The following is a 25,509-nucleotide window of genomic DNA, read 5'->3' on the forward strand; positions in this document are numbered from 1 at the left end:
ATATGCATGAGTAAAGAAAAGAAACTAAAAAAACCAGTAGCCAATTTTATTCTACTAACCAATATCATTTTTTTGCCACTTTTTTGTGTTGTAGGAGTCATCAGCATGTTAGGATTTCCTACGTGGGTTATTGATGTAATGTTTTGCATATCAGCATGGTCTTCAACCTTTGCATTTGCAATTCTATTTAAAAAAATCTATCCAGGGCAAAGTTTTATCCAATTTGTAAAAGATAAATTCAACAATAAACTTAAATTTTCTGTGATTCTTAATGCGATTTGGATTCAAACCTTCATATTTTTGATGGTTTTGTTTCTCGTATCGAAAAATAATGAAGTAGACTCTATTTTTACTGTTTCTTCCTGGGGAATGCTGTTTTACTTCTTTTTTAAAAACTTTCTTTCTGGACCATTAGGAGAGGAATTAGGGTGGAGAGGTTTCGCTCAACTTGAGCTTCAAAAGAAGAATTCACCATTAAAAGCGTCGATCATCATTGGATTTTGGTGGGGTATGTGGCATCTGCCCATATGGTTTACTACAGGGCTTGTGGGCATTGATTTAATCAAATATATTCTATTCTTTATGATAGCAATCATGTCTATTAAAATCGTCATGACAGCATTTTATAACTTAAATAAGAATCTAGTCATCCCAATCATTATCCATCAATTATTTAATTTTTTTATAGGGCTAATAAACGGAAACTTACTCGATTTAATCATGTATAACGCCATTTTTTATTTTGTTGCAGCGGTTTTATTCATCATTATCAATCCAAAGAATGTACTGTATGGACAGAAAGATACAAATTTGAGACTTCAACCCCTAAAGGGACAAGCTGACTAATGGCAGTGGGCTTCCTGAGTAACTTCGGCACGAGAGGCCACCTTCAAATCGAGAGAGAAGCTGGCTTTACTCATGTTATATGCGGTAGTTGTGGCATTGAGTTGGAGAGGTAGCTGACCGATAAAATTTATATAATCAAAATTTTCTGTTGATTTACAGTGGAGGGTTATGGCACACTATAGAAGTGAATTGTATTCCAGGTTTTTCCTGTGAAAGGGGATGTTGTTAATGACAACTTATATCATATTGGTGGTATTAACTTAACCGAATATCGGGCATAGTGAATTCCAATCTTTTATTATAGCTTGGCATAAGAGCAAGCGGGAATATCACTCTTGTTTTTTTGCTATGCCGTAAACAGTAACCTTTCGTGAATACTGCTGATAGCGAGATACGATGAAAGTCGTATTCCTTTTTAATTATAGTCGACTTTTGGCTATTCTCCGCGAAACAGCAGCTTCTTAGGAGGCTGCTTGTTCGCGGTATTTTTATGCCCAAATACAACTTTAATTTTTGGGAGAGGGTCGGTTCAATGATTGATTTGAGACAATACGGCTATATCGCAGCCGAAACACCGCCGATAGGTTTAATACCTGGAAGGGTTACAGAACTACAGCGAGAGCAATATACCGTCATCACCGAACAAGGAGAAGTGACGGCTGTATTGAAGGGCACTTTTTACCACGCTGCGGTAACTCGGGAGGAATTTCCATGCGTTGGCGATTTTGTATTTCTGCAATACAACGAAAATGGTGCTTCCCGCATTGCCAATTTGCTGCCTCGCCGCTCGAAATTTTCCCGTGCTGACTATTCGGGACATGCAGCAGGGTATGTCAAAACTATATTGGAGCAAGTAGTAGCAACGAATTTTGATTACGTATTTATCGTGTCGTCCCTAAACTGGGATTTCAATGTCAGCCGCATCATGCGCTACCTGACACAGGCACGACAGAGCAACAGCCAGCCAGTCGTTATCTTAACAAAAGCTGACTTGGTCCCGGATTTCAGCATACCGTTAGCTGAAGTTCAAAAAGCCGTTCCTGATGTCCCTGTACACATAGTTTCCAGCCACAACGGGAGTGGTTTAGACGAGTTGAGTGAATATTTGCAACCAGGAAAAACCGTAGTATTACTTGGCATGTCCGGTGTGGGAAAATCCTCGTTGCTAAACGCTTTAATGAATCAGGAAGTGATGACTGTCAAGGCTATCCGAGAGGCCGACAGTCGGGGACGGCACACAACAACGCATCGTCAGCTTTTTATGCTTCCGTCCGGTGCGATGGTTATTGATACGCCTGGTATGCGTGAACTTGGACTGTTCGGTGCGGACGACGGGATCAGTGCGGGGTTTAACGATGTGGAGGAATTATTCATACAGTGTCGTTTTAATGATTGCCGCCATCATACGGAGCCGGGCTGCGCTGTTCTTGCTGCCCTTGCTGATGGATCATTGGCGCCAGAGCAATGGGAGCGTTATCTTGTACAGAAGCGGGAAAGCAGGTTTGTAGATGATAAATCGAAGTATCTCATCGATAAACAGGCGAGACAAAAGTCTATTGACATGCGACATAAGGGTAAAAAGGGAGGATACAAGAAATGAACAAATATGATGAAAAGGTTGTAAAACCAGAAATACTGACGCTTGTTTTGAGTAAAATGCTAGACAAGACGATAATCCGCGCAGATTATCAACTTAAAGAGTTGCAAGGAGGGACAATAGGAATTGTTCGGCTTGTAACAGGCATGGCTGAAACTTCTGATGGTGAAAATCTGCCGTATAAGATGATTTGGAAAACACAGGAAAAATTTGAGCGTTATGGTGATCCGGAATCATGGCGTAGGGAATTCGACCTCTATGCATCGGATTTCAAAAAGGTTTTCTCCGATTCGTTCCGGTGGCCGGAATGTTATCACGCCGAAATAAATGGCGATGAGATTCAACTGTGGATGGAATATATTGATGGTGTGTCAGGCTTAAATCTAACCTCGGAAATGTATGAACGTATAGCAGAGGGATTGGGGCGATTTCAAGGAAGGTTGTACACTGAAAGGCCAAAAGTGTTGCAGAATTTGTCCAATTTAAGCAATGTTGAGTATATGAAAAATTCCTATCTGCATTATCGGTCATGGAATGTTTTGTATGATTATATACGCTCAGATGACTGTGAAATCCCGAAGCATCTGTGTAAAATGCTCATAGACATTGATAACAATGCGGACGAAATATTCAGTCGAATCGAAAAGTTACCAATAGTGCTTTGCCACAGAGATTTTTGGGTGGCAAACATATTCTATTCGGACAATGAAATCGTACTTATCGATTGGGATACCGCCGGATGGGGGTACATGGGTGAGGATATCGCAAGTTTAATAACTGATGAAGCGGACGTCTGTCATATGATTGAATACTACCAAAATTGCATCCCTGCATATTACAGAGGTTTTTCGGAATATGCGGATATGTCCAATGTATCTGAACATTGTATCTATGAACTAATCCTTGTTATGTTCGGGTACAGGCTTGTGGAGAGGTATAAATTCGCTACGTCTCCCGAAGATAAATCAATGCACCTTAGTACTTTGCAAAAAATCTATGAGATGAGAAATATGTAGAAAATATAACTATTGTGTATTAGATGTATACAACTGGATGAAAGTCTGTGAATTGAGATTTAATTCAATTTACGGAGGAATTCGTATTATATAGTTCAGTCAGATCTTTCTGGTTGAACTTTCTTTATTTAGATTTAATCTATTAGTAGCCGGGGTTTTGAAGAGACAAAGTTAGCCGCTATCTTTAGTAGATGGTTCATTTTCTTTTTGAAATCAACATGTAGACACAAATATTGAAGTGGTATAAATTCAATGCTATTATAGATATGTGAAGTCTCTAATTGAGGTGAAAAAAGTATGAAATATTCTAAAGCTACAAATTATGCACTACACACAATGCTTTTTCTTGCAAAGGAAGCACCGAATAAACCAGTTGGTGTCCAGCCATTAGCAGAGATGCAAAATGTTTCTCCTACGTATTTGTCTAAAATTCTCACGAAGTTAGTAAAAGAGGGGATGATCAATTCTGTATCAGGTGCAAATGGAGGGTATACTCTTAGTCATAACTGGGAGGGTATTTCATTTTTAGATGTTATCCATGCAATTGAAGGCAAATCGTCATTATTTGAATGCTGTTTATATGACGATCCTAAGTGTGTCATTAAAGAAGTAATGCTATCTGCAGAAGAAAAATTGGAGAATGAATTAAGAAACAGCAAAATATCGGATCTTGTGAAAAAATAGTAGTGGATTTATAGTCCACCATTATTTTTTGATTAATCATGGATATAAAGAGTCTTTTAAGTCTTCGATTGATTCGAACGGTTAGCTTAGAATCATTTTGTTTTTAAACGTTAATTTGAGCCTTAATGGCATGTTGTGTAGCGAACAACATGTACTCTACTCAATTTATGGAGGAGTTACATGATAGAATTATTTGATTGTGCAATTATTGGTGCAGGTGGCGCTGGGTTGAATGCTAGTTTGATTTTAGGGAGATCTCGTAAAAAAGTCGCGTTATTTGATAATGGAACAAATCGGAATCGTGTGACGCAGGTATCACATGGATTTCTGACACGTGATGGTATTAAACCAGCTGAGTTTAAAGAAGTGGCTTTGAATGATGTGAAAAAATACCCGTCAGTTCATTATTATCAAAATACGGTTACGAATATTAAGAAACAATCAAATGGATTGTTTAAAATTGAGACGTTAGAAGAAATTGAATATGTGGCTGAGAGAATACTTTTGGCAACAGGTGTTCAAGAGGAATTTCCATCAATTCCGGATATTCGAAAATATTATGGGAAAAGTTTATTCAGCTGCCCAACTTGTGATGGATGGGAATTAAGAGATCAACCGCTAATTATAATTTCCGAAAATGAAGAACAAACCCTTTTTAAAGGAAAGCTTATTTATAATTGGTCAAAGGATTTAGTGATTGCCACAAATGGTCATGAGCTTTCTGCTCCGACATTGAATGAACTACAAAGAAAAGATATAACTGTCATTACTGAGCCTATTCAAAATCTTCATGGGGAGGATGGTTATTTAAACAAAATAGTGTATAGTTCTGGGCTTGAAATAGAAAGAGTTGGCGGTTTTATAGTACCTAACTTTGTGCGTCCGAATCAATTTGCAGAACAGCTCGGTTGTCATTTAAATGAAAATGGTAGCATAGTTGTGGATGAGGCAGGCCGTACATCACAGGAAAATGTGTATGCAGCGGGGGAGACAGCTAAATTAGGCCAGTCTTCATTAATCGTCGCTGCTGCCGAGGGATATAAAGCAGCGATGGCAGTTGTTTTCGATAGTACAATTTAAAATATTTTTTAGCTTAATTATAGATATTAAAGGTCTTTAATGTGCGGTGAAAGGAAAAGAGTAGGGTCTAATCATAATAATAAGCATATTATAACTTCAAGATTTTTATTTTCACAAAGGAGGAAAAGAAGGATGTCAATTGTTCAAGTAACAACAAAGGAAGAATTAAGAGAACACTTAAAAACTAAAAAGATCGTGTTAATAAATTTTTGGGCTGAGTGGTGTGGCCCGTGTAAAATATTCAAAGGGGTGCTTAAAGAACTGAATGAAGAATTCAGTGGTAAGGTGAAAATTATAAGGGTGAATGTGGAGAAAAGCCCGGATATTGCAGCAGAATATAAGGTAATGGGAATTCCTCATTCTCGATTGATTATTCATAATAAATTACGTGAACCAATTATTGGATATGTGCCGTTTGAACAACTAAAGCAAATGATTGGAATATGATTCATTAAACAGCTGTACAACCATTTAGGGTGAACATCTAAAACGGTTGCTCTATTTAAAGAAAGCCGTCTGTATACAAAATTAGCGAAGTGAATGTTTCACGATAATAATCATCAAGCCAGACAAGCAAAAAAGATTACTCTTCTTGCTTGTTTGACTTGATTTCTAAATATAATGAGAAACTAATTGCAACGAACATTATCGTAGAAAGTATAATCGAAAACGTGGCAGTATAGTAGATGGATGTAATCAATAGGATAAGAGAACTAATGATCATGACAACCCGTAGAAATATATCTGTTTTTGTTTTTTCACTTAGATTAAAAAAATCTTGAAGAATAGCAAATAAATAATATACGCCGAAAAATAAAATATATTCATAAACAAAAATAAGCTTCACAAAATCTGGAATTCCGAAATAAATTAATTGGAAAGTTAACATGAGCGGTAGTATATAATTTATAAATTTGCTAAAGGAATTCACCAAAATATCACTCCTTATTTATTAATATAATACCACATATTGTAAAAGGTGAATGGTTCGGTGGAGTAAATGTGCATTCCAAAAACGTGTGTTAAATCATTTCGAGATTACGCTTGTATCATTAGAAGTACCGTTATAAATAAAACAAGGGGATGTTTCCTCCATCATAAAAGTGGTAGACCTTTAATACATAAATGTTTGTAGTAGGATGTTAGTCAAATATGATTTTTCAATCAGTTTTGATTATATACCAGCTCGTGTTATAATGAATAACTTAAGGTAATAAAGACGTTCCTTATAACTGAACGGATGCCATGAAAGCCTCCGCATAGAGATAAAATATAGAGGTGTAAAAGATTGAATAAAAAATGGACGATTGAAAAAATTAAAGAATTTATTGAAACTAATTCGGAAAGTAAGTTGCTAACGACTGAATATCACGGTTTTTCTCAAAAGTTATTATTAAAATGTGCGTGTGGTAGCAAGTTTGAAAAAACATTTACAAAGTTTAAAAATAAACATCAACGTAAATGTGACGTTTGCCAACCGCCAAAAGAATCACGCTAATCAATGATAAACGAAGTGTTTAAATGAACTAGCTAATGTTTACAGCTGCAAAGAATATTTTAAAAGTGAGTAGGAGAACAAACATGATAGAGATCAAAACATCTCCATTAAGTGATGGAGAATTCAATAGAGGGGTATTTGCAACGTGTGATATTAAAAAAGGTCAGCTTTTACACGAAGCCCCTGTTATTTCATATCCAAATGAACAACATGAACACATTGAGCAAACATTACTCGCTGATTACGCATTTGAGTACGGGATCGGCCAATCTGCTATCCTTCTTGGTTATGGTATGTTGTTTAACCATTCTTATGAACCTAATGCGACTTATGAGATTAATTTTAGAAACCAAACTTTTGATTTCTTTGCTTATACGGATATTAAAGCCGGAGATGAAATTCTAATCAATTATAATGGCGACGTTGATGATAAAGAGCTACTATGGTTTGATCAGGAAAAAGAGAATTAAAATAAATGGGGGCGTTGATCCAACAAGGATTGACGCTTTTTTTTATTGAAGTTATTGAGTTTATTAGCCCATCAGGTATGTTTGCTGCGTAATTCCTTTTTGTGCTGAAGAGGCCGAATACTTGAAGAAGAAAGTAGTATATTGATAGTGACACTTTACTTAAAGATCTTTGAGTTGCATAGGAAGCTCTTTTTTCTTATTGAACAGAGCAGTTTAGTTAAGTAATGAACATATATTCCGTTTTGGTTGAGTTATCAAAATTCGATGTTCAGTAATTTAATTAAAGTCTAAGAATATGTTAATGAGGTATTCAAAACAATGATGAAAATAGTACCTCTTAAGCCTTGCGGGTGTGTTAGTTAAAGATTTATGAACTTCCTTGTATAATTTGATTTTTGTTAAGAGCGGTATAGAATTCCTATAAAAGTAATTGGATAGTGTAGTTTTCTTCAATGCTAATGAAAGGAGAAATTATATGGAAAACGACTGGGACAAAGCTATAGGTTCTCTTTCTAAAATTAAAGTTTTTTCAAATCCAAATAACGAACCAGTAACCATAAGTGGGGAAGCTGATGATTTGAAGTGTATAGGTGTCGGGACAGATGCGGCTGTTTTTCAATCTCTTTCCGCACCAGCTTATGCATTTAAAATATATGCCAAGGACAAAGTACACAAAGTAAAAGTTGAAGCAAATGTTTATCAAATATTAGAAGATTCACCTTACTTTTCAAGATGTTTTGCTTCATACGACGAATACCTCGTTCTAAGTTACGAAGAAGGAAAAACACTCTTTGACTGCATTCTACAAGGTATTCACATTCCAGAACAGGTTGTAAATGAAGTGGAGGATGCAAGAGAATATGTTCGGAATAAGGGCCTTAACCCCCATGATATCCATTTGAAAAATATTTTACTACAAAACGGAAGAGCAAAAATAATTGATGTCTCTGAATACACACTACAAGGTAATGATTTTCGATGGGAGCATTTTAAAAAAGGATATGAACAATACTATCATTTAATAGATGGAAATTCTGTGCCGTTTTGGTTAGTAGAAATGATTCGAAAGTGGTATAACCAGTGGGGAAAGAATTCTTCATATGAAGAGATTTCAAAAAAAATTTTAAAACTTCTGTATAAAAAAACTTTGAACTAACTGGGACATTAATTGAACAGAGAAACTTTTATTATGGTGTTTCGCTGTATTAAGTAAACTAAAAGTACTTCTGAAAAAATTCCTTCCTAAGCTTTCCGAGTAGTTTTACTTTTTTCTGCTCCATTAAACTTTGAATTACTTCAATGGGTGCGCATATCTTTATTATTTTATCTCCTTTACCTTTAACAATAGCAGAGCGTTCTGACCAATTAATACGATTCTTTTCTAGTGAAACAATTTCTCCAATTCTACATCCCGTTGAAAATATAAACTCAAGCATATTCCATGGGGGTATTTCATGCTCAAGTAAATGTTCAATTTCTCTTTTAGTTAAAAACCAGAAATTAGTTTTCCGACTTTTGGTTCTTTTATTTTAGCCACTGAATTTTATAGGTTCTTCATGCGACCAACGGGATAATGATTATGTCTTGAAGGTTTAAGATACACATTAGATTTTGCTAGTACTCTTTTAGTTGAACAGTCGTAAATAATTAATCCATTATAGTTGAAAAGGAGAGAGAGCTTTAACTGATTTTCCAGCTTCTCTATTTTCTGTTTTCCATGTAACCTTCTTCCTAGTTGTGCCTTGTTTATATTGATACAAAACAAAATCGTGAGATAAACTTGTCATGGTTCAGAGACTTTTTGGAAAATATACCGTTATCATTTTTCAACTAATTTTAGTCATTTGATATGAAAAAGACTACTATTCATTCAAATAGAGTGGGCTTTTTTGTCCATTGTGGTGGCTTGAATTTCTACGCGAAAAAGGAGTTATTCTTAAAATATAGTATATTCAGAGAGTAACTAGATAGAGGTTTTATGGGCGATTGGTAATCAAATTTCCACCTATTTTCTTTAAGTCCTTGAAGGGAAAGGACTTGATGCCAATTTGAAGCAATGATGGTTTATGTGACTATAAGTAAGGGGAGTAGTTAACGTTCACTATGTTAGCTTACTGTTCATTTTTTAATTGTTAAATACTATATATATTAATTTGATATTTATAGTATTTATAGTATTGTGAACAATTAAGTGAGTTTTATTTAACTCATGGGGAGCGATTGTTCAATAAGAGTAATCGCTTCTTGTGTTAACGTAGCAGGTTAATGTAATACATTAGAGGTTTTTCTTATAGCAATCTTGAATGATTATATATAAATTCTAAGCGTTATGGAGGTATAAATGGAGATATATAATTTTAGTAAAAATATTGGTAAGAAGATTTCTAAATTTGATTCAGATTTTGTTTTGTCCCGTATTATCCAAACTGGAGAAATGCAAACAAATGTAGGTTGTATGTACTTAGAAGAAAACGGAATTATTGGCTTTCATCAAGCAGTAGTACCTCAACTTCTTTTAGTTTTGAATGGAGAAGGATATGTTCGAGGTGAAAAAGAAGAATATGCCAAAGTTCAATCAGGTGATGCTGTCTTTTGGGAGAAAGATGAATGGCATGAAACCAAAACTGACACAGGATTAACCGCTATTGTTATTGAAAGTGAACAATTAAATCCATCATCATTTATGCCTTTAAAGAAATAGTGAATGTTCAAGTAAAGGGTGCTTTGCATAAGGTTCATTGAGCTGTTTAGACAGCTCTTTTTTCTTATTGTACTAACAGTGCAGATATATTCATGTTCAATAAAAACTTGTAGTTTTTAATCCAATCTAATAGTTCTTAAAAGCATACTCTATAAGAAATAGTGGGGTGAAATTATGTCTGAAAAAAAGAAAATTACTAGCATAAAACCTAACGGATGTTGTCCTCCGGTTAAATACACAGCGCTTAATAGTCATTGTCCTTCAGTCCCTGTATCTTCATGTCTTTGTGACTGTTGTGTTTCTCCACTTCAGTCCGTCTTACAACAACTTGTTGGGCAAACTGTAATTCTTGGTACTATTGCAGATGAACCTAATGTACCTCCTCTCCTTTTTATGTTTACTATTGTAGAGGTGAATGATTTTTTAGTTACTGTTACAAATGGAACTACAACCTATGTTGTAAATATTTCTGATGTAACAGGGGTAGGTTTTTTACCACCAGGACCTACTATCAATTTGTTGTCACCTGTTGAATCTGGATGTGAATGCAATTGTCGCGAACGACCAATTAGACAATTGCTGAATACACTTATTGGTTCAACAGTAAATCTTTTGGCAAGTAATGGGTCTACTGCAGTAGATTTTACCGTGGAACAAACAGGTCTGGGTATTGTGTTAGGTACTCTACCAATAAGTCCTAACCAACCAATCTTTAGATTTGCAATTTCAACTTGCAAAATTGTAGCTGTAGGGCAGACTAATTGAATAAAGAATGATGTTAAAAACAAATATTTAATGAGTCAGTATTTGTATTATTGAACTAAATGGGGCATTAATTTAACAGAGAAACATTTATTATGGTGTTTCTCTGTTTTAAATAAACTAAAAATATTTCTGATAAAATTCCTTCCTACGCTTTCCACTTAGTTGTGCAAGAATTCGGGGAGCAAGACTAGAGGATTTAAGATTCACACTAGATTTTGCTAAGTACTCTTTTAGTTGAACAGTCGTAAGTGTTTCAATATCAACATCTTCAAAATAGCGAGTTATAATGTCGCCTGAAGATGATATACTTTTAAAGTTTGTAAGGAAAAACTTAATAATTTTACAACTATATTTTTAACCCTGTTCTAAATTTAGAACGGGGTTATGCTAGTATCTCCTGCATGTGTAATCTTTCACATCCTGCATTTTATGTTATAAATCGGTATGCTTTTTTATACCGCAGAGAGTCCCATAGCTGCATTTGTTTTTTTCTTAATGCAGTATTATCAATACATAAAAAATGGAAAAGAAAAATGGAGGGAAAAAACATGAAAAAGAACGAAATAAAAATGTATTGGAATTACACAAAAAATGGATGAATAGCGAAGGTGGAGGTCAGTTACGTTCAGCTCTGGCTACTGCTATAATAAAACCATATAATACGAACTAAGCAGTGTAGCTCAGTAAAGGCAATAAGCATTGTGAGTGTTTTTTTACAGTTTATAATCTAGAAAGTAATCTTTTAAAAGGGGTTGATTCTAATAATGTACAAGTATACAGTTTGTTTCGTGAAAAATGAAAATAATATATTAATGCTAAATCGAGAAAAGTCGCCAATTATGGGTGTCTGGAATGGAGTAGGCGGAAAGATTGAAAAAGGTGAAACGCCTGATGAGGGTGCATTGCGAGAAGTGTTTGAGGAAACAGGGATTAGTGTGGAACACTATTTCTCTAAATGTACTGTAACTTGGGAAACTTCTAATGATGAACTAGATGGAATATATGTTTATCTGTATGAAGTAACTAATCACTTGAAATTAGAAACACCTATTAAAATAAGAGAAGGTATTTTAGATTGGAAATCGATTGATTGGATTCTAAATCCGAGCAATCTAGGAATTGCAGAAATGGTTTCTCAATACTTACCTGTTCTCTTGAATAAAGCAGATAATTATTCATTAAAATATCAAGATGGTCAAATACATATCAATTAAATTTGTGATTAAAGACACTTAAACTAACGGGTGCGATTGTTCAATAGAGCAGTCGCTTTTTTACTAACAGAGCAGTTTAGTTCAATAAGAAAATTACTATACAAAATTTAAATCGTATTTTATATCGCTATTTAGCGATGTAGTTTTTATGGAATTTGAAGATGTTGTTTTAGAATAAAGTTTGATCAAATTGATATTAATAACCTTGATAAATGAACAAACAGAAAGAGGATGCTTTGAAAAAAGATTGATCAAAACATCCTCCTATTTAATAAGACAGATGAACTTTTTTATAAAAAATAAGCAGTCCCATTAATTACAAACATTATGCATTATTCGAACTTAACATCTTTCTCCTTTTAATTCCTTTTTCTTTCTATTTCTTTCATAAATGATTCTCCCTCAATATCTAAATTGGGTAGTAATTTATCTAACCACTTTGGCAAGTACCAAGAAGCTTTTCCCATTAAGATCATTACTGCTGGTACAATAGCCATTCTTACTACAAAAGCATCAAATATAACGCCAAATGTGAGTGAAAACCCCATTGCTTTAATTATTGGATCTGGAGCTAACATGAATCCAGTAAATACTGAAATCATAATCAACCCTGCAGCTGTTACTACTCCACCACTATCTTTCATTCCGGCTAAAACAGCTTTACGTGCATCCCCGGTATGTGTATATACTTCACGCATTCTACTAACTAGAAAAACTTCATAGTCCATTGCTAACCCAAATAAAATTCCGATCACAATGACTGGTAAGAAGCTTAATATAGGATAGGCAATGGGGAATCCAAATAAATCAATTAAATTTCCGTCTTGTATAACAAACACAGTGAATCCTAATGTTGCACCTAATGATAGTACAAATCCTAGTACTGCTTTTAATGGAACTAGAATAGACCTGAATACTAGTACTAATAAGATGAATGAAAATCCAATAATTAATAAAGCGAAGATTGGTAATGCATCACTCAGTTTTTGTGATATATCAATGTTTACCGCCGTAGTACCAGTAACCATTAATTTTATATGATTGGATTTTTCCAAGGTCTTTGCCTTTTCTCTAATATTGTTTACAAGATCTTTTGTTTCTGAATCGGCAGCTCCAGTCTCTGGAGTAATAGAAATAAGATACAATTTTCCTGAAGGTCCAGGAATTGCTGGGCTAACATTTTTAACATTTGATAACCCACTTAGCTCTTCTATAGTATCACTTAATACTACTTGTGGATTGGTTGTTTCGCTTGAGGTTTTAGCCGCTACAATTAATGTTGAAAGATGTCCAGGGCCATAGGCTTTGGTAAGTAAGTCATATGCTCTTCTTTCTGTTGTCTCTTCACTTTTCGAACCGTTATCTGGTAATGCGAGTTCCATATGGGAAATAGGGATAGCAATTATAGATAGAAGTGTAATTCCAATAATTGCTACCTTCCACGGGCGTTTTGCTACGAAATTTCCCCATCTATCGGAAGTAGTTTGTTTTTTTTCACGTTTAATAATTTTGCTTAAAAAACTATTCTTTCTATCTGGTCCCACTTTATGTCCCATCATACCTAAAAAAGCTGGAATCACAATTATTGCAATAAATATTGCGAATAATACGCAAAGGGCAGCAGATAGACCCATCATTGTTAAAAATGGTATTTTTGCAACAGATAAACCTAAGAGCGCAATGATGACTGTTATCCCAGCAAACACTACAGCACTACCGGCTGTTCCATTTGCAATTGCTACAGACTCTTGGACAGAACATCCTTCTTTCCGTTGTTGTCTAAAACGAGTCATAATAAAGAGAGCATAATCAATGCCTACTGCCAGTCCCAACATTGCTGCTAACGTTATTGAAACTGAGGTAATATCCAAATAATTTGTGCCAATCATAATTAAAAAAATTCCTATAGCTAGTCCGATAACCGCCGTAATAATTGGCAACCCAGCCGCTAATAAGGAAATAAAAGTAATTGCCAATATAACGAAAGCAACAATTACCCCAATTACTTCTGTTATTCCTCCAATTTCCATTTCAGAAAATGAAACATCACCAGAAAGTTCTGTTTGAATGCCAGCATCACGTATATTTTCGATGTTTTCTATAATATTTTCCTTTGATTTTTCCGATACCGTGTCTGCTGCTACATTATAAGTAACAATTGCATAACCAATAGTTTTATCTTTATTTATATTCCCTAACTCTAATGGGCTTGCTACAGAAACAATATGACTATCTTTTTCTTTTATCACTTTCAATGTATCCGTAATTACATTATTAATCTCTTCAGAATCTAAGGTTTTATTTTCAGGCGCATTAAATACTAACTGTACTTGACTTGTATTAGAGGGAAATTCTTTTTTAATGAGGTGAAGGGCTTTTTCTGATTCTGATCCAGGTATAGACATGTCCTCAGAAAAGTTTGATCCCATGTTCATTGCAATAATTGTTATCACAAGGAGAACTAATAATGAGCCTCCAATTATTTTTTTACTATTGTTTGCCGCCAATTTTCCTAATTTATAAAGATACTTTGCCATTAACAGCTTCCTTTCATCCTAATTTTACATACAACACATTAAAACAACTAGTTATTGCTTAAACAATAAGTTATTATTCGAACACCTTGTTGATTTAATGGCATAGACATAGTATATTAAGGCTAATTAAAGGTAACAATAAGCAAAATAAAAACATGTGTTATTAAGTAGTCATTTATTAATGTTTTGTTCATTTAAAAACATATTAAAGTGAATTGGTTACTAAGGGAGGGAAAAAAACGTGGTTGGTACACCAGGAAACCGAAGAACACTGTATAGTAAAAAGGTAATTATAGAGGCTTTTTTACAGCTGCTACAAGAAAAAGACTTAAATAAAATTACTGTTACGAATATTTGTAAAGTAGCAGATATTAATCGCGGAACTTTTTATTCTTATTATAATGATCCCTTTGATTTAATGAGAAGTATTGAAGAAGAATTGATAGAGAAAATGATGAGTACAATTAATATTTCGGGAGAACAAAATATACTAAATGAACTGTTAAAATTGATACTTGTAAATAAGGATCTCTGTAAAATCATTTTTAATGAAAAAAATAGCTCTCATGTACTAAATACAGTTTTGAATTCTGCTCATGATATAACAATTGCAGAAATTAAAAAAAAGTTACCAAATGCCACTGAGACTCATTTAGAATATTTTTTCACTTATTCAACAGGAGGGATCATAAAAGTAATTCGAAAATGGATAAATGATGATATGAATATTCCAACTGAAGAAGTTGTACAAATCTTAGAAAGTATGAACGTCACTTAATCTCAAAAAACGATTTGTTATTTTGAATAATTATCATTAAGATGTTCAGAGATTTTCTATACAAAAGACCTAATTTTCGTAAAATCATTCTATATCGAATTAGCTTAAGAGATGGTCAACTTTTTATGGAAATGTGAAGAGTTTCACTTAAACTAACGGGCGCATAAATTGAACAGAGAAACATTTATTATAGTGTTTCTCTGATTTAAATAAACTAAAAATATTTATGATAAAATTATTTCCTAAGCTTTCCACTTAACTGAAATATTGCTTTTTCTAGGGGAGTATGGCATGTCTCCCTTAAATGTTCAATTTCTCTGTCGGTTAAAAACTTAGAAATTCGTTTTCCGACTTTTGGTTCTTTAATTTTAGCTGCTGGATTTTTAGATATATGATCTTCTTCATGTGACCAACGGAAAAATGATTTCATAAAACGAATTTGGTGAGCAAGACTAGAGGGTTTATGGTACACACTAGATTTTGCTAAGTACTCTTTCTCTTTTCAGATTCATATGTTTCCTATGCTTTTGACATTAACAAAATACATTCCTCCAAAACTATTCTTTTATAGAGGAATTATTTCCAATTTGCTAGAAAGAGTATACATAGAAAAATAAATACTTCACTAACGGGGGCAGGATTGTTAATTAGGAGATTGAATCAAAAGGTGAGAAGGGGAGTTAAATGGCTTACAAATTTAGTATTTTGACACAAGAACAAGCTGAAAATATTACATTTGATTGGCATTATGATGGTGAGTGTTCTTTTTATGATATGGAAGCTGATAAAGAAGATTTAGACGAATTTTTAAACCCAGAAGGACCAGGGGACTCATCGTTTGCTGTAATAAAAGAAAATGAATTGATTGCTTTCCTTAGTATTAGTGAAGTTACTGACAGAATTTTTGATATTGGATTAGGAATGAGACCAGATTTAACTGGAAAAGGAAATGGGACAGAATTTTTAAGGGCAGGTATTAACTTTATTCAATCAGAATTTAAACCTGAGTAATCATTGCATGAGTGATATTTTTATTTGGATCAGTTCCATGGCCTGCGTATTCTGGAGTGTAGACTATGTTCCCTTGACTACGCAGTACCGCAGCTACGCCATCCCAAAAGTGAACATCAGCCCAGGAACCATGCACGAGGACAAAAGTTAGCCGTTGAAAATGCCGAAAACTTCCTTCCGATTCTATGGGATAATGCGTCCACAACCGTCCTTTCATTTCAGACTCCTTCTATAATCATTACTAAATTCCCTCAAATTAATAAACATAACATTTTGAGTGTTAGATTCATTTAAAACCTTGTAAACAGCTTCAGTAATAATTATATTACCGTACCAGTTATTAAAATAAATAATATCACTACCATCCCATTCTTTTTCATCTACGCTTAATCCTTCAGAGATACGTAAAATATTTAAAAATGCTCCACCAGTTTCACAATGTGGTATTTTATTTCCTAAATGATCTTGAAGAAACCACCTTTACCTGTAGCTTCAAGAGATTAATATAAACAATCAAATAAAGGAAAAAGTTTGTGAAAAAATGTATTTAAACTAACGGTGGCGATTTTTCAATAAGAGGCAGTTGCTTCTTGTGCTAACGGAGCAGTTTAATTAAATCAAATTTGAAATAAAAAAACCACAGCATATTAAAAAACACTTTATTGTGTAAAATTACACTACAAGGTGTTTTTTCCTTATCAATTTATTATTGGGGGTATATATAAATTGAAGAGGTTTATCATAAGTATTTTGTCTTTATTTCCAGTTCCTTTCTTATTTCATTTTTACGAATATAATAGGGCAACACGCTGATTTTTTGTTTCCGGTATTTCTAGTGTTCATAATTGTTGTAGGTTTATCATCGAGAAACATTAAATTTCCTTTGTTCTTTGGCTTGAATTTTATTATGACCGTTATTTCTTTAATATTTGGCTATTTTTTTATAGTTGATGATGGAGGTTGGTTTAAACCTTTTGGCAGAGATGCCGCGGGACACTTTAGATGTTCTTCAAGTAACGGGTGCTATCGTTAAATTTTCGATTCACGAAATATCAAACCAATCTTTGAGAAAACAGCAAAAATAAAATAAAAATACTTCCCTAATAAGTTTCTAAATACCTTTATAGGTACTTAGTATTTATATATAGTTTTATAAAAAAAGTCTTGATAATATGGTTGCTATAAGTTTTTCATCGCTTATAGTTTCAGTAATTGCATTGTCGTTTACTTTTACAAAAAAAAAAGTAAACCGCCTCCGCCTCGCAACCTGGGAGTAGGTTTACTTTCTTCTCATTGCAAATCGCGTTTGAAGCGATTCGTCTTATATATTAGATATACATCTTCAATATAATGTTTTTATTCACATAATAAAATTTGACGTAAAAATGATTGCTTTTTAGCAACGCATCGATCAGATATAACAAAACCTGCATCTTCTATCAAGTCATCGATTGTTTCAATTGTAACGACAACAACTTTATCGGCAATGCGTCGAGCATGTTGTAGAATATTAAATTGATCTTCGGTTGATATATGTGTAAATAAGTTATAGGGTAAATCAATGATCGCGACGTCATAATGTTCCTTAACCTCAGAGATTGGACCTAATGTAATGTTGCCTGTTAACCCAAAATAAGTGATGTTTTTTCTGGAACCTTGACAAACATTGTAATTTATATCTCGCCCTTCAATATTAATCCCCATGGAAAGGGCTTCAATTACTACTGTCCCTATACCACAACAAGGATCAATCGCACGAATATTTTGAGGCTGCGGAACTGCGATATTTGCAACAGTACGAGCTACTCTAGTACTTAGTGCCGTTGAATAACTGTGTGGCTTGTGTAAATGATTATGCCAAATGGATTCACTCTTCATATGCTTTCCAAAATACCATATTCCATCTATTAAAATAAGACCAAATACAACTTCAGGCTCATTTAGCTCTGGTTCGCCATCGATGCACAAACCTACCTCGCGTTCTATCATTCGACGCTCTGGCAGATGAATTTTCTTCTCTTCACCTATATCCATACTATTTAAACAAACTACTTTATAAGTTGCTTCCTTTACTTTTAAATCCTTCACCAATGTCTTGATGTTTTCGATACTGTTATCTTCAAATAGCACTTCAAGTCTGTCCTGCATAAAAGGGCTACGGCTTGGATCAATTTTAATAGGGCTTATTATATAGTTTGATTGGGAATCAAGATTAAAAAATGAACGCATCTCCATTCTGCACAGATCGTATTCATCAACATGATGTACATATGTGTATATAAATTTACTGTTATTTTGTTCGTTACTCAATTGATTATCATCCTTTTAAGTTGTTGTTCACTTGAATTCACTAATGTTCATAAAAAACAAATGAAGTTGTTATTTGGTAATCGTATCATAGGTGTCTCTATCAAGCCACTCCATATCAATATCGATTCACAATTATGTCGATGTAAAATTTAGTAGAGGGAATAGTGGAAATATTTTGTAAGAAAAAATAATATAAAAATAGACATTTATTTTTGAACAGGTCGAATTTAATAACCATTATTGCAGGAGGGTGTTAAATGATTGTAAAAGAAGACGTTTTAAATAGAAAGGGAGCTAGAAAGGCTAGCGATATTCCTAGTGAAGTTTTAATGTTGTTAAATCAAGGGAAAATAGAGAGTGTTAATTTAACGGAATGGCAAGCTGTTCACCATATTACATTAGTAAAAAATGTTCTACCATCAATAGGGCTAGAAGAAAAGTTAGACTTTATATTAACGGAGATAGAGAAGCAAAAAGTAGAAACGGGAATGAAGGCTATACGATTAATAGGGAGTTTATTAGATACAGTCATGATGAATGAAAGTGATACAAAAAAAGAGGAGCTAATCAAAATATGTTCCACTCATGTATCTGATAGCGTCCGATGTTGGGCAGCGTTTATGAATAAAAACAACGATCATTCTTTAGAAGAAGCATTGTTGTATATCCGATCTTTCGCAGCAGATCATCATTTTGGTGTCCGAGAAATTGCTTGGATGTCAATTAGGGAGAACCTTTCAGCTAATATTGAGAGTAGTGTCGATTTGTTAACGGAATGGGCGAAAAGTGAAGATGAAAACATTCGTAGGTTTAGTTTAGAATCAATCCGTCCCCGCGGGGTATGGACAAAGCATATTGAAAGATTAAAAGAAGAGCCACAAATCGCACTTCAGATTCTACAGTTACTAAAATCAGATCCATCAAAGTATGTTCAAGATTCTGTCGGCAACTGGTTAAATGATGCTAGTAAAACGAAACCAGAGTGGGTAATAAATCTTTGTGATGAATGGCAAAAAGCATCACCAACAAAAGCGACTGAGAGAATCATTAAAAAGGCACAAAGAACAATCGTAAAAGGTTAAATAATTGAGGAGAAAACGACGATAAAGCCAACAAACTACCCTAGGCTAATGTCTGTAATTTGATGTTAAGCAATAGCCAAACATTATGAATAATATGTATTGATTGAGGAGGTTGATCCAAAATGGATTGATCTCTTTTATTGTAGTTAATTACTTACAGGAGCAGAATAGTTTTCATTTAAAAACATTTCTTTATAAATGAAAAATGGTGTTTTTTACCATTGTTGAGGATTGAATAATAGGTTTTCAATAAAAAAATAATGAATTTAGATATTTTTTTATTGAAAAACGATAAATAGTGTTTTAAAATCAAACGTAGATTAAATAAGTGAGGTGCTTTTTATGAAACGAGGTTCAACACTCTTTTTAAAAATAGCTGTTTTTCTTATGGGAACTCCCGTTTTAGCTTTCTGTATATTTGGCTTATTTTGGTTAGCTAATAATCTAGCAAATCCAGATTACTGGTATATACTATATCCTGGTATAATTATTATGTATGTATCAGTAATACCGTATTTCATTGCGTTATATCAGGCTTTCCTACTTCTAAGCTACATTGATAAGAACAAAGCGTTCTCTAATCTTTCTGTAAGAGCTTTAAAGAAAATAAAATACTGTGCAATTACAATTAGTATCTTGTATGTGTTAATGATGCCATTTGTTTTTCTTGCAGCAGAGACAGATGATGCTCCAGGTCTCATAATTTTCGGAATGGTCCCTATCTTTGCTTCAATGATAATCGCAGTCTTTTCTGCTGTTCTTCAAAAGCTTTTAAAAGAAGCCATCGATCTAAAATTAGAAAATGATTTAATGATTTGAGGTGTTCAATTTGTCAATAATAATCAATATTGATGTGATGTTGGCCAAAAGGAAAATGAGTGTGACAGAACTTTCGGAGAGAGTTGGAATAACAATGGCTAATCTTTCTATATTGAAGAATGGAAAGGCAAAAGCGATTCGATTCTCAACTTTAGAGGCGATTTGTAAGGCTTTAGAATGTCAACCTGGAGATATTTTAGAGTACAAAAGTGACAAAGACATTGAAGAATAATAGACAAACAAATTCTTTACAAATAAGTGTTTAAACCTTCAACGGCTGTTACAACCGAGCCAGCTTCAATAGGCTTTAACTTTAATAATTAGCTATAAGAGGGCGCAATTTTGGTGGAAACCTTTTCTTTATCTCATAAAGATTAAATAGGATTTGAAGAAAAAAATGAGTTCGTATTGGTTTTTAAATTGGGGGATACTAATACGAAATAGCACTTATAATATGGAGCCATGTTTCGTGTCAAATTTATCCTTTATTTCCCCAATAAGCAGAGAAAAATTAGGACTTACCAATTTTGGTAAGTCCTAATGTTATTCCTTGCGCGATAGTGGAGCTACCTCCTGTAGAGTTGGATGTAGCTTTATAGTAAAGTTTGATTAAATGATATTAACCTGGGTATGAGATCAAAAATTTAGACTCTTAGCGAGCCGCGGAAGCCCCTTGCTGCATAGTAAGAATCTGCACCATTGTGGTACACAAAAACAGTATCGTAGCGATAATCACAAAAGATGGCCCCGCCGAGTTTTCTAATATTAGCAGGTGTTTGCACCCAGCTCGACGTTTTCATATCGAAATTGTCAAGTTTCTGCAGCTCTCGGTATTGTTCTTCCGTTAAAAGTTCAATGCCCATGGCAATTGCCATATCAATAGCGTTATTTTCTGGTTTGTGCTTTTTCCTTGACTCCAGTGCTTCACGGTCGTAACAAACACTTCTGCGACCTTTAGGACTTTCCGCTGAACAATCATAAAAAATGTATTCGCCCGTCTTTTCATCATGGCCAACAACATCCGGTTCACCGCCAGTTCCTTCCATTTCATTAAGCGACCACAGTTTTTCAATATTAGCTTCGAGCTTAGCTTGTACTTCAGTCCATTCAAGACCTTTATGGCGGTTCATATTTTTCTCAAAACGGGCTTTCAAAGTTCTGAGTAGTTCCTCACGTTGTTCTAGTGACAACTCCTTATTTTTCTTTGTCATATTAGTTTCCCCCTTATTGTTAATACTCATAATTGGACAGAACTGCTCAGTTAGTTCAATAAAAATTCTATTTCTTACTTATGATAGAGTTCTCCATTTATTATGGAGTATTTTGCTTATCATAAAATACGAATCATTTCCTTTATTTCATCCCTAGTTTGAATAATTGTATCGTTTTCGTTGGGGAAAATCGATACGGCACCACTGTCATTTTCAATATCAACAATTAAATCGTCTAGAAAAATCGAAAGTGGTATGTTGAATGCTTCAAATGTCTCGTCTAAATTAGCAGCCATCATTTCAGCAAAGCTTCTGGTTGGCCAAACAGGAAGTACAAATGGATAGCCGTCTTCGTCTTCGAATAATAACATGTCGCCATTTCCGTCACGTAGTAACCACACTTGTTCATCCGTTGCTACCATACCATAAAAATAGGCAAGTCGCTTTTCTGCAGGACGGTTTAAAATAAATCGTTTAATTAGTTACATATAGGCCATTCCTTTATAGTATCGTCCTAAAAAAGATATCAAAAAAAATATAAAATTACTATATATTATTTTTCTAAATGTTGTTAATTGTATAATCCGTACTCTGCTAACCAACACATGAAGTAGAACAATTTTTGAAAAAACACACCTTTTAATGTAGCCTCTGGTCTTGTATTTAAGGTAGCTGAACTTAATATTTATGGTAGGATAAAGATAAAAAGGGGTTTTATCCCACGTTGTTTACACTCGCAGAGAACGATGCCTGGATTATGATAAAAGGGTTTTAAATACAACAATCCATATACCAGAGTGTACGCGGTTTGAGCCTGCAGGCGGCTATCCTAGGTATATGGATAATCAAACTCACAGCGCCTGTGCATTATAGGGGGTATGAAAATATTTTGCCATTATGGAATGATTTTATAAATGTCGCAATTCCCAGTGCAGGAAGCGGTAAATGGTTGCAAATCATTAATAATTCAAAGCAGTATTGTGTTGGAATAAAAAACGAAGAACTCGTGATTTCTAGGTATCGTGAAAAACACTGTATACAATATGTCTATTTAGATATAAAAATAGTTGGCACAGATTATGGAGAATGGGGAGGAGAGTTAAAAGTCGTTTGTCCAGATTCGACAGAAATAGTATTAAAGAAGTGTAATGTTAAATCAATCTTTGAATATGAAGGAAATCTATATTTTCTAGAAGGGTTAGAACACCTGTATCTGAATACAGGCTATTTACATCAGCTGATTTACGATGGTACTCACTTTTCTATTAAAGAGTGTCTTGATTTAAAAGAGTGTCCAATTGCTTTTCATATATTCAATAATCAATTGTATGTAATATCTAGCGAAAATTTATTTAGTTTATCTGTTGATAATGGATCATTTAAAAAGAATATAATATTCGATAATTTTCCATTCAGTTCATTTGTGCCGAACTCACTTATTGTCTATAAAGGAGACTTTATTATAGGGATGAGAGGAGGGTTAGGGCGAATAGATTATGAAAATACAAAAAATGTGCAGTATATGCAATTGAAAAAAATTTGATTTTCAATTTTTCATTATGATGAGCCTACTTCGGCAATGAAAAATGTCCAAGATTGGAGTGCGGTTTATGAAAGTAGAAGAGGCATTAGAAATAGTTTACGAATTTACCATTGGTGATTACTCAATACTGAGGGAGTTACGGGGTGGGAAAGGATTAAATCAACAAAGCTACAAATTATTAATTGAAGCAATGAAAAAGTTAATTGAAGAATATAAAGATAAATCAGAAGTTCCTAAGAGGCTCGCTTTATGTTTTGTCGATATAAATAATTATTTTTATTTTAATGAGAGCAAGTATACAGAAGAAGAAGGAAGAGAATTAGAAGATGCAGTTCATGAAATATCATATTTAGCAGAAGAATTATTTGGATAGTATATAAGTCTATGAGAAAATTAAGTAGAGACGAGCTTATATTGCTTGTAACTAGAATAACGAATGCTGAAGGTAAGACAGAAGCGGAAGATGATCAGTTATTAGAAGAGTTTCTTCATAACGTAATTGATCTAGAAGCTGCTAATTACATTTTTTACGATAATTTACTCCCAGATGAAGTAGTTGATAAAGCTTTGAGTTATAAACCTATTCAACTATTTTAAATTCAGAAAAAGTTTACAAGGAATTCTTAAAAAGATTTGATAATATCATATAGCTATTAACTTAAGAGAGGGTGTGAAATGATGACTGAAGGGATTTAACAAAATTTCAATCTGTTACACCATACATAAATTTAGATTAAGATGATTTTTTATTGAAACAAATAACTATTATATTTTAATATTATGGGAAACGTTTGCATGAATTAAAATAGGTTTTACATTAGAGGAACTTAGAAAAGGGTTATGAAGTAATCGTTTTAGATGTTGTTGACAGAAAGGAAAATGTATATTCTGAATGACATTCAACTGATATAAAAGGTCTTCCTAGGCTTTAAGTGAGGTGTAAATAATAATGGGAATAATGAGTAAGGTTCATGTTTGGATAGGAATTAGCAACGTCGATAACGATATCTTTAATGAGTATTTCAAAATCGATTATAGTGATCCAGACATGGATATTGATGATCCAAAATATAAGGTATGTGAATTTTGTCAAGATATTAATGAAAAAGTATATGACGAGGATTGGATTGGTGTCTACTGGCAAGATAAATTAACAGACGTGGATGAATTTATTGAGGAACTAACAGTAGGAGATGAGACAATGGTTGAAATAAAAAAGATCTGTATTCACAAAGGATTAGACAAAGTAAACACAATGTTTTATTATTTCGATCCAGAAATAGAAATTACTGATGTTAACAAGCTTTATAACGGTTTGCATTATATCGGATTATACGATACCGACTTTTAGTGCAGAAAGCGTATCAAAAGAGTAGTAGAACTCCTGATAATAGGTGGTTTTTTCTGCTCTTTTCTTGTGTTTTTTAAATGGAATTATTTTCATTAAAAATGTTATTTTGTTAATATTAATAAAATAATATAAGTAGCATTGATATCGGGTGGAAGACAGGGAATATTGGATGTAGGGACTAAAACCGCTTACGTATTATCCTTTAGATAAGGTTGTTATAACGCAATCTTACAGGCACTAAATCAAGTACACCATGGAGGGAAGAAAATGAATAAATTCGATGATACACAGTTGTATGTGTTATTAAATGAATCAAATTATGAGAAAATCAATGCGTTTTTACAAATATACGGCATAGATAGTGTTGATAGGGACGGACGTACATTTTTGATGTCCGCAATCGTTGAAGGTAAAGAGGATATTGCTAATTATCTTGTGAATATAGGATGTAATGTGAATATTAAAGATAAAGCAGGCTTAACAGCGCTGCATTTTGCAGCTATTTATGACAGATGTAGTATTGTTAAGGTTCTTATAACTCATGGTGCTGAAATTGATGCAGTTGACTACATAGGAAATACCCCTTTATGGAGAGCGATAATGGAAAATAGTAATGAAACTTCAACAATAAGGTATCTATTAGAGATTGGGGCCGATTCTAATAAGACGAATAACCGTGGGATAGCACCAAAGGATTTACTCGAATAGTAATCAACAATCGAGTCGCTATTATTTGCTTGATAATAATGGTTTATTAGATTCAGAAACATATGTAAAGAAGATGAAAGCACTTTCTTTACATATGTTTTTTGTATTAGACGTTGGTCAGCGTATCAGCAGGATACCAGGAGAAACAAAAACGACAAAAAATTTAGGGGAGTGTATAAGGTGATAGAAAAAGAATACGACTTGCTGTTTAAAATTTTTGAAAAATATTACGACACTTACGAAGAAATGCTTTGCCGAGTAAAAGACGTTGAAAATGAATAGGGAGGC

The 25,509-nt window shown here is 33.7% G+C and carries 26 protein-coding genes and 1 pseudogene; 22 read left to right on the plus strand and 5 right to left on the minus strand.

Annotated features, from left to right (window positions below; translation table 11 throughout):
* Positions 1 to 6 precede the first annotated feature (6 nt).
* From ACFTQ7_RS16985 to ACFTQ7_RS17025, 9 genes are all read left to right on the plus strand, one after another.
* A complete protein-coding gene (locus tag ACFTQ7_RS16985; protein WP_386830064.1) occupies positions 7 to 846 on the plus strand; it encodes a CPBP family intramembrane glutamic endopeptidase in 840 nt (279 codons plus the stop codon).
* A gap of 532 nt (positions 847 to 1,378) precedes the next feature.
* Complete coding sequence (gene rsgA / locus ACFTQ7_RS16990; protein WP_386830065.1) at positions 1,379 to 2,446, plus strand: ribosome small subunit-dependent GTPase A; 1,068 nt, start codon at positions 1,379 to 1,381, stop codon at positions 2,444 to 2,446.
* Positions 2,443 to 3,459, plus strand: coding sequence for an aminoglycoside phosphotransferase family protein (locus ACFTQ7_RS16995; protein WP_386830066.1), 1,017 nt, complete (start codon positions 2,443 to 2,445; stop codon positions 3,457 to 3,459). The genes rsgA and ACFTQ7_RS16995 overlap by 4 nt, the downstream gene beginning before the upstream one ends.
* 297 nt (positions 3,460 to 3,756) lie before the next feature.
* Positions 3,757 to 4,143 carry an Rrf2 family transcriptional regulator gene (locus tag ACFTQ7_RS17000; RefSeq protein ID WP_386830067.1) on the plus strand — a complete coding sequence of 129 codons (387 nt, stop codon included), beginning with the start codon at positions 3,757 to 3,759 and terminating at the stop codon, positions 4,141 to 4,143.
* 183 nt (positions 4,144 to 4,326) lie between these two features.
* Positions 4,327 to 5,223, plus strand: coding sequence for an NAD(P)/FAD-dependent oxidoreductase (locus ACFTQ7_RS17005; RefSeq protein ID WP_386830116.1), 897 nt, complete (start codon positions 4,327 to 4,329; stop codon positions 5,221 to 5,223).
* 132 nt (positions 5,224 to 5,355) lie between these two features.
* Positions 5,356 to 5,670 carry a thioredoxin family protein gene (locus tag ACFTQ7_RS17010; RefSeq protein ID WP_386830068.1) on the plus strand — a complete coding sequence of 105 codons (315 nt, stop codon included), beginning with the start codon at positions 5,356 to 5,358 and terminating at the stop codon, positions 5,668 to 5,670.
* Between the two features lie 841 nt (positions 5,671 to 6,511).
* A complete protein-coding gene (locus ACFTQ7_RS17015; RefSeq protein ID WP_323649546.1) occupies positions 6,512 to 6,721 on the plus strand; it encodes a hypothetical protein in 210 nt (69 codons plus the stop codon).
* A gap of 83 nt (positions 6,722 to 6,804) precedes the next feature.
* Positions 6,805 to 7,191, plus strand: a complete 387-nt coding sequence (locus ACFTQ7_RS17020) for an SET domain-containing protein (RefSeq protein ID WP_386830069.1) — start codon at positions 6,805 to 6,807, stop codon at positions 7,189 to 7,191.
* Between the two features lie 475 nt (positions 7,192 to 7,666).
* Positions 7,667 to 8,347: a serine/threonine protein kinase gene (locus ACFTQ7_RS17025; protein ID WP_386830070.1), complete on the plus strand. Its 681-nt coding sequence runs from the start codon at positions 7,667 to 7,669 to the stop codon at positions 8,345 to 8,347.
* 58 nt (positions 8,348 to 8,405) lie between these two features.
* Here ACFTQ7_RS17025 and ACFTQ7_RS17030 read toward each other — a convergent pair whose 3' ends face one another.
* Positions 8,406 to 8,666 carry a tyrosine-type recombinase/integrase gene (locus ACFTQ7_RS17030; RefSeq protein ID WP_386830117.1) on the minus strand — a complete coding sequence of 87 codons (261 nt, stop codon included), beginning with the start codon at positions 8,664 to 8,666 and terminating at the stop codon, positions 8,406 to 8,408.
* Positions 8,667 to 9,532: 866 nt separating this feature from the next.
* On the opposite strand from ACFTQ7_RS17030, the gene ACFTQ7_RS17035 reads away from it, so the two are divergent.
* The 3 genes and pseudogenes from ACFTQ7_RS17035 (at position 9,533) to ACFTQ7_RS17045 (ending at position 11,871) form a co-directional block, all read left to right on the plus strand.
* On the plus strand, positions 9,533 to 9,892 hold the full coding sequence (locus ACFTQ7_RS17035) for a cupin domain-containing protein (protein WP_386830071.1): 360 nt from the start codon (positions 9,533 to 9,535) through the stop codon (positions 9,890 to 9,892).
* A gap of 276 nt (positions 9,893 to 10,168) precedes the next feature.
* Positions 10,169 to 10,657: pseudogene (locus ACFTQ7_RS17040) on the plus strand (bclA protein); the annotation flags it as partial.
* Between the two features lie 764 nt (positions 10,658 to 11,421).
* A complete protein-coding gene (locus ACFTQ7_RS17045) occupies positions 11,422 to 11,871 on the plus strand; it encodes an NUDIX hydrolase (protein ID WP_386830072.1) in 450 nt (149 codons plus the stop codon).
* A gap of 359 nt (positions 11,872 to 12,230) precedes the next feature.
* Here ACFTQ7_RS17045 and ACFTQ7_RS17050 read toward each other — a convergent pair whose 3' ends face one another.
* Positions 12,231 to 14,408: an MMPL family transporter gene (locus ACFTQ7_RS17050; RefSeq protein ID WP_386830073.1), complete on the minus strand. Its 2,178-nt coding sequence runs from the start codon at positions 14,406 to 14,408 to the stop codon at positions 12,231 to 12,233.
* 241 nt (positions 14,409 to 14,649) lie between these two features.
* On the opposite strand from ACFTQ7_RS17050, the gene ACFTQ7_RS17055 reads away from it, so the two are divergent.
* Both ACFTQ7_RS17055 and ACFTQ7_RS17060 read left to right on the plus strand, forming a co-directional pair.
* Complete coding sequence (locus tag ACFTQ7_RS17055) at positions 14,650 to 15,186, plus strand: TetR/AcrR family transcriptional regulator (protein ID WP_386830074.1); 537 nt, start codon at positions 14,650 to 14,652, stop codon at positions 15,184 to 15,186.
* Positions 15,187 to 15,870: 684 nt separating this feature from the next.
* The gene (locus ACFTQ7_RS17060) at positions 15,871 to 16,197 is read left to right on the plus strand and encodes a GNAT family N-acetyltransferase (protein WP_386830075.1); all 327 of its coding nucleotides are present in this window, start codon (positions 15,871 to 15,873) and stop codon (positions 16,195 to 16,197) included.
* Between the two features lie 1,356 nt (positions 16,198 to 17,553).
* Here ACFTQ7_RS17060 and ACFTQ7_RS17065 read toward each other — a convergent pair.
* Positions 17,554 to 18,507 (minus strand): TRM11 family SAM-dependent methyltransferase, encoded by a 954-nt coding sequence (locus tag ACFTQ7_RS17065; protein ID WP_386830076.1) that lies wholly within the window; start codon positions 18,505 to 18,507, stop codon positions 17,554 to 17,556.
* 257 nt (positions 18,508 to 18,764) lie between these two features.
* On the opposite strand from ACFTQ7_RS17065, the gene ACFTQ7_RS17070 reads away from it, so the two are divergent.
* From ACFTQ7_RS17070 to ACFTQ7_RS17080, 3 genes are all read left to right on the plus strand, one after another.
* Positions 18,765 to 19,589, plus strand: coding sequence for a DNA alkylation repair protein (locus ACFTQ7_RS17070; RefSeq protein ID WP_386830077.1), 825 nt, complete (start codon positions 18,765 to 18,767; stop codon positions 19,587 to 19,589).
* Between the two features lie 342 nt (positions 19,590 to 19,931).
* Positions 19,932 to 20,408, plus strand: coding sequence for a DUF2975 domain-containing protein (locus tag ACFTQ7_RS17075; protein WP_349658398.1), 477 nt, complete (start codon positions 19,932 to 19,934; stop codon positions 20,406 to 20,408).
* 10 nt (positions 20,409 to 20,418) lie between these two features.
* On the plus strand, positions 20,419 to 20,640 hold the full coding sequence (locus tag ACFTQ7_RS17080) for a helix-turn-helix domain-containing protein (protein ID WP_349658397.1): 222 nt from the start codon (positions 20,419 to 20,421) through the stop codon (positions 20,638 to 20,640).
* A 412-nt stretch (positions 20,641 to 21,052) separates the two neighbouring features.
* On the opposite strand, the gene ACFTQ7_RS17085 is transcribed toward ACFTQ7_RS17080, so the two are convergent.
* Both ACFTQ7_RS17085 and ACFTQ7_RS17090 read right to left on the minus strand, forming a co-directional pair.
* Entirely contained in the window at positions 21,053 to 21,619 is a 567-nt protein-coding gene (locus tag ACFTQ7_RS17085; protein ID WP_386830078.1) for a DUF4256 domain-containing protein, read from the minus strand.
* A gap of 119 nt (positions 21,620 to 21,738) precedes the next feature.
* A complete protein-coding gene (locus ACFTQ7_RS17090) occupies positions 21,739 to 22,098 on the minus strand; it encodes a DUF2750 domain-containing protein (RefSeq protein WP_386830118.1) in 360 nt (119 codons plus the stop codon).
* A 410-nt stretch (positions 22,099 to 22,508) separates the two neighbouring features.
* On the opposite strand from ACFTQ7_RS17090, the gene ACFTQ7_RS17095 reads away from it, so the two are divergent.
* The 5 genes from ACFTQ7_RS17095 (at position 22,509) to ACFTQ7_RS17115 (ending at position 25,221) form a co-directional block, all read left to right on the plus strand.
* Complete coding sequence (locus ACFTQ7_RS17095) at positions 22,509 to 23,162, plus strand: hypothetical protein (protein WP_386830079.1); 654 nt, start codon at positions 22,509 to 22,511, stop codon at positions 23,160 to 23,162.
* Between the two features lie 67 nt (positions 23,163 to 23,229).
* Positions 23,230 to 23,535, plus strand: coding sequence for a hypothetical protein (locus ACFTQ7_RS17100; protein ID WP_386830080.1), 306 nt, complete (start codon positions 23,230 to 23,232; stop codon positions 23,533 to 23,535).
* 41 nt (positions 23,536 to 23,576) lie between these two features.
* The gene (locus tag ACFTQ7_RS17105; RefSeq protein ID WP_386830081.1) at positions 23,577 to 23,759 is read left to right on the plus strand and encodes a hypothetical protein; all 183 of its coding nucleotides are present in this window, start codon (positions 23,577 to 23,579) and stop codon (positions 23,757 to 23,759) included.
* 352 nt (positions 23,760 to 24,111) lie between these two features.
* Positions 24,112 to 24,513, plus strand: a complete 402-nt coding sequence (locus ACFTQ7_RS17110; RefSeq protein ID WP_386830082.1) for an immunity 22 family protein — start codon at positions 24,112 to 24,114, stop codon at positions 24,511 to 24,513.
* A gap of 225 nt (positions 24,514 to 24,738) precedes the next feature.
* On the plus strand, positions 24,739 to 25,221 hold the full coding sequence (locus ACFTQ7_RS17115) for an ankyrin repeat domain-containing protein (protein WP_386830119.1): 483 nt from the start codon (positions 24,739 to 24,741) through the stop codon (positions 25,219 to 25,221).
* The last annotated feature ends 288 nt before the right edge of the window (positions 25,222 to 25,509 follow it).

The organism is Lysinibacillus sp. NPDC056959, from assembly GCF_042674095.1.
Lineage (GTDB): Bacteria > Bacillota > Bacilli > Bacillales_A > Planococcaceae > Lysinibacillus > Lysinibacillus zambalensis.

Excerpts from the sequence above, each read along its gene's own strand:
- ACFTQ7_RS16985 (WP_386830064.1), top strand. The coding sequence starts at position 7 with ATGAGTAAAGAAAAGAAACTAAAAAAACCAGTAGCCAATTTTATTCTA.
- rsgA (WP_386830065.1), top strand. The coding sequence starts at position 1,379 with ATGATTGATTTGAGACAATACGGCTATATCGCAGCCGAAACACCGCCG.
- ACFTQ7_RS16995 (WP_386830066.1), top strand. The coding sequence starts at position 2,443 with ATGAACAAATATGATGAAAAGGTTGTAAAACCAGAAATACTGACGCTT.
- ACFTQ7_RS17000 (WP_386830067.1), top strand. The coding sequence starts at position 3,757 with ATGAAATATTCTAAAGCTACAAATTATGCACTACACACAATGCTTTTT.
- ACFTQ7_RS17010 (WP_386830068.1), top strand. The coding sequence starts at position 5,356 with ATGTCAATTGTTCAAGTAACAACAAAGGAAGAATTAAGAGAACACTTA.
- ACFTQ7_RS17020 (WP_386830069.1), top strand. The coding sequence starts at position 6,805 with ATGATAGAGATCAAAACATCTCCATTAAGTGATGGAGAATTCAATAGA.
- ACFTQ7_RS17025 (WP_386830070.1), top strand. The coding sequence starts at position 7,667 with ATGGAAAACGACTGGGACAAAGCTATAGGTTCTCTTTCTAAAATTAAA.
- ACFTQ7_RS17035 (WP_386830071.1), top strand. The coding sequence starts at position 9,533 with ATGGAGATATATAATTTTAGTAAAAATATTGGTAAGAAGATTTCTAAA.
- ACFTQ7_RS17045 (WP_386830072.1), top strand. The coding sequence starts at position 11,422 with ATGTACAAGTATACAGTTTGTTTCGTGAAAAATGAAAATAATATATTA.
- ACFTQ7_RS17050 (WP_386830073.1), bottom strand. The coding sequence starts at position 14,408 with ATGGCAAAGTATCTTTATAAATTAGGAAAATTGGCGGCAAACAATAGT.
- ACFTQ7_RS17060 (WP_386830075.1), top strand. The coding sequence starts at position 15,871 with ATGGCTTACAAATTTAGTATTTTGACACAAGAACAAGCTGAAAATATT.
- ACFTQ7_RS17070 (WP_386830077.1), top strand. The coding sequence starts at position 18,765 with ATGATTGTAAAAGAAGACGTTTTAAATAGAAAGGGAGCTAGAAAGGCT.
- ACFTQ7_RS17075 (WP_349658398.1), top strand. The coding sequence starts at position 19,932 with ATGAAACGAGGTTCAACACTCTTTTTAAAAATAGCTGTTTTTCTTATG.
- ACFTQ7_RS17085 (WP_386830078.1), bottom strand. The coding sequence starts at position 21,619 with ATGACAAAGAAAAATAAGGAGTTGTCACTAGAACAACGTGAGGAACTA.
- ACFTQ7_RS17100 (WP_386830080.1), top strand. The coding sequence starts at position 23,230 with ATGAAAGTAGAAGAGGCATTAGAAATAGTTTACGAATTTACCATTGGT.
- ACFTQ7_RS17110 (WP_386830082.1), top strand. The coding sequence starts at position 24,112 with ATGGGAATAATGAGTAAGGTTCATGTTTGGATAGGAATTAGCAACGTC.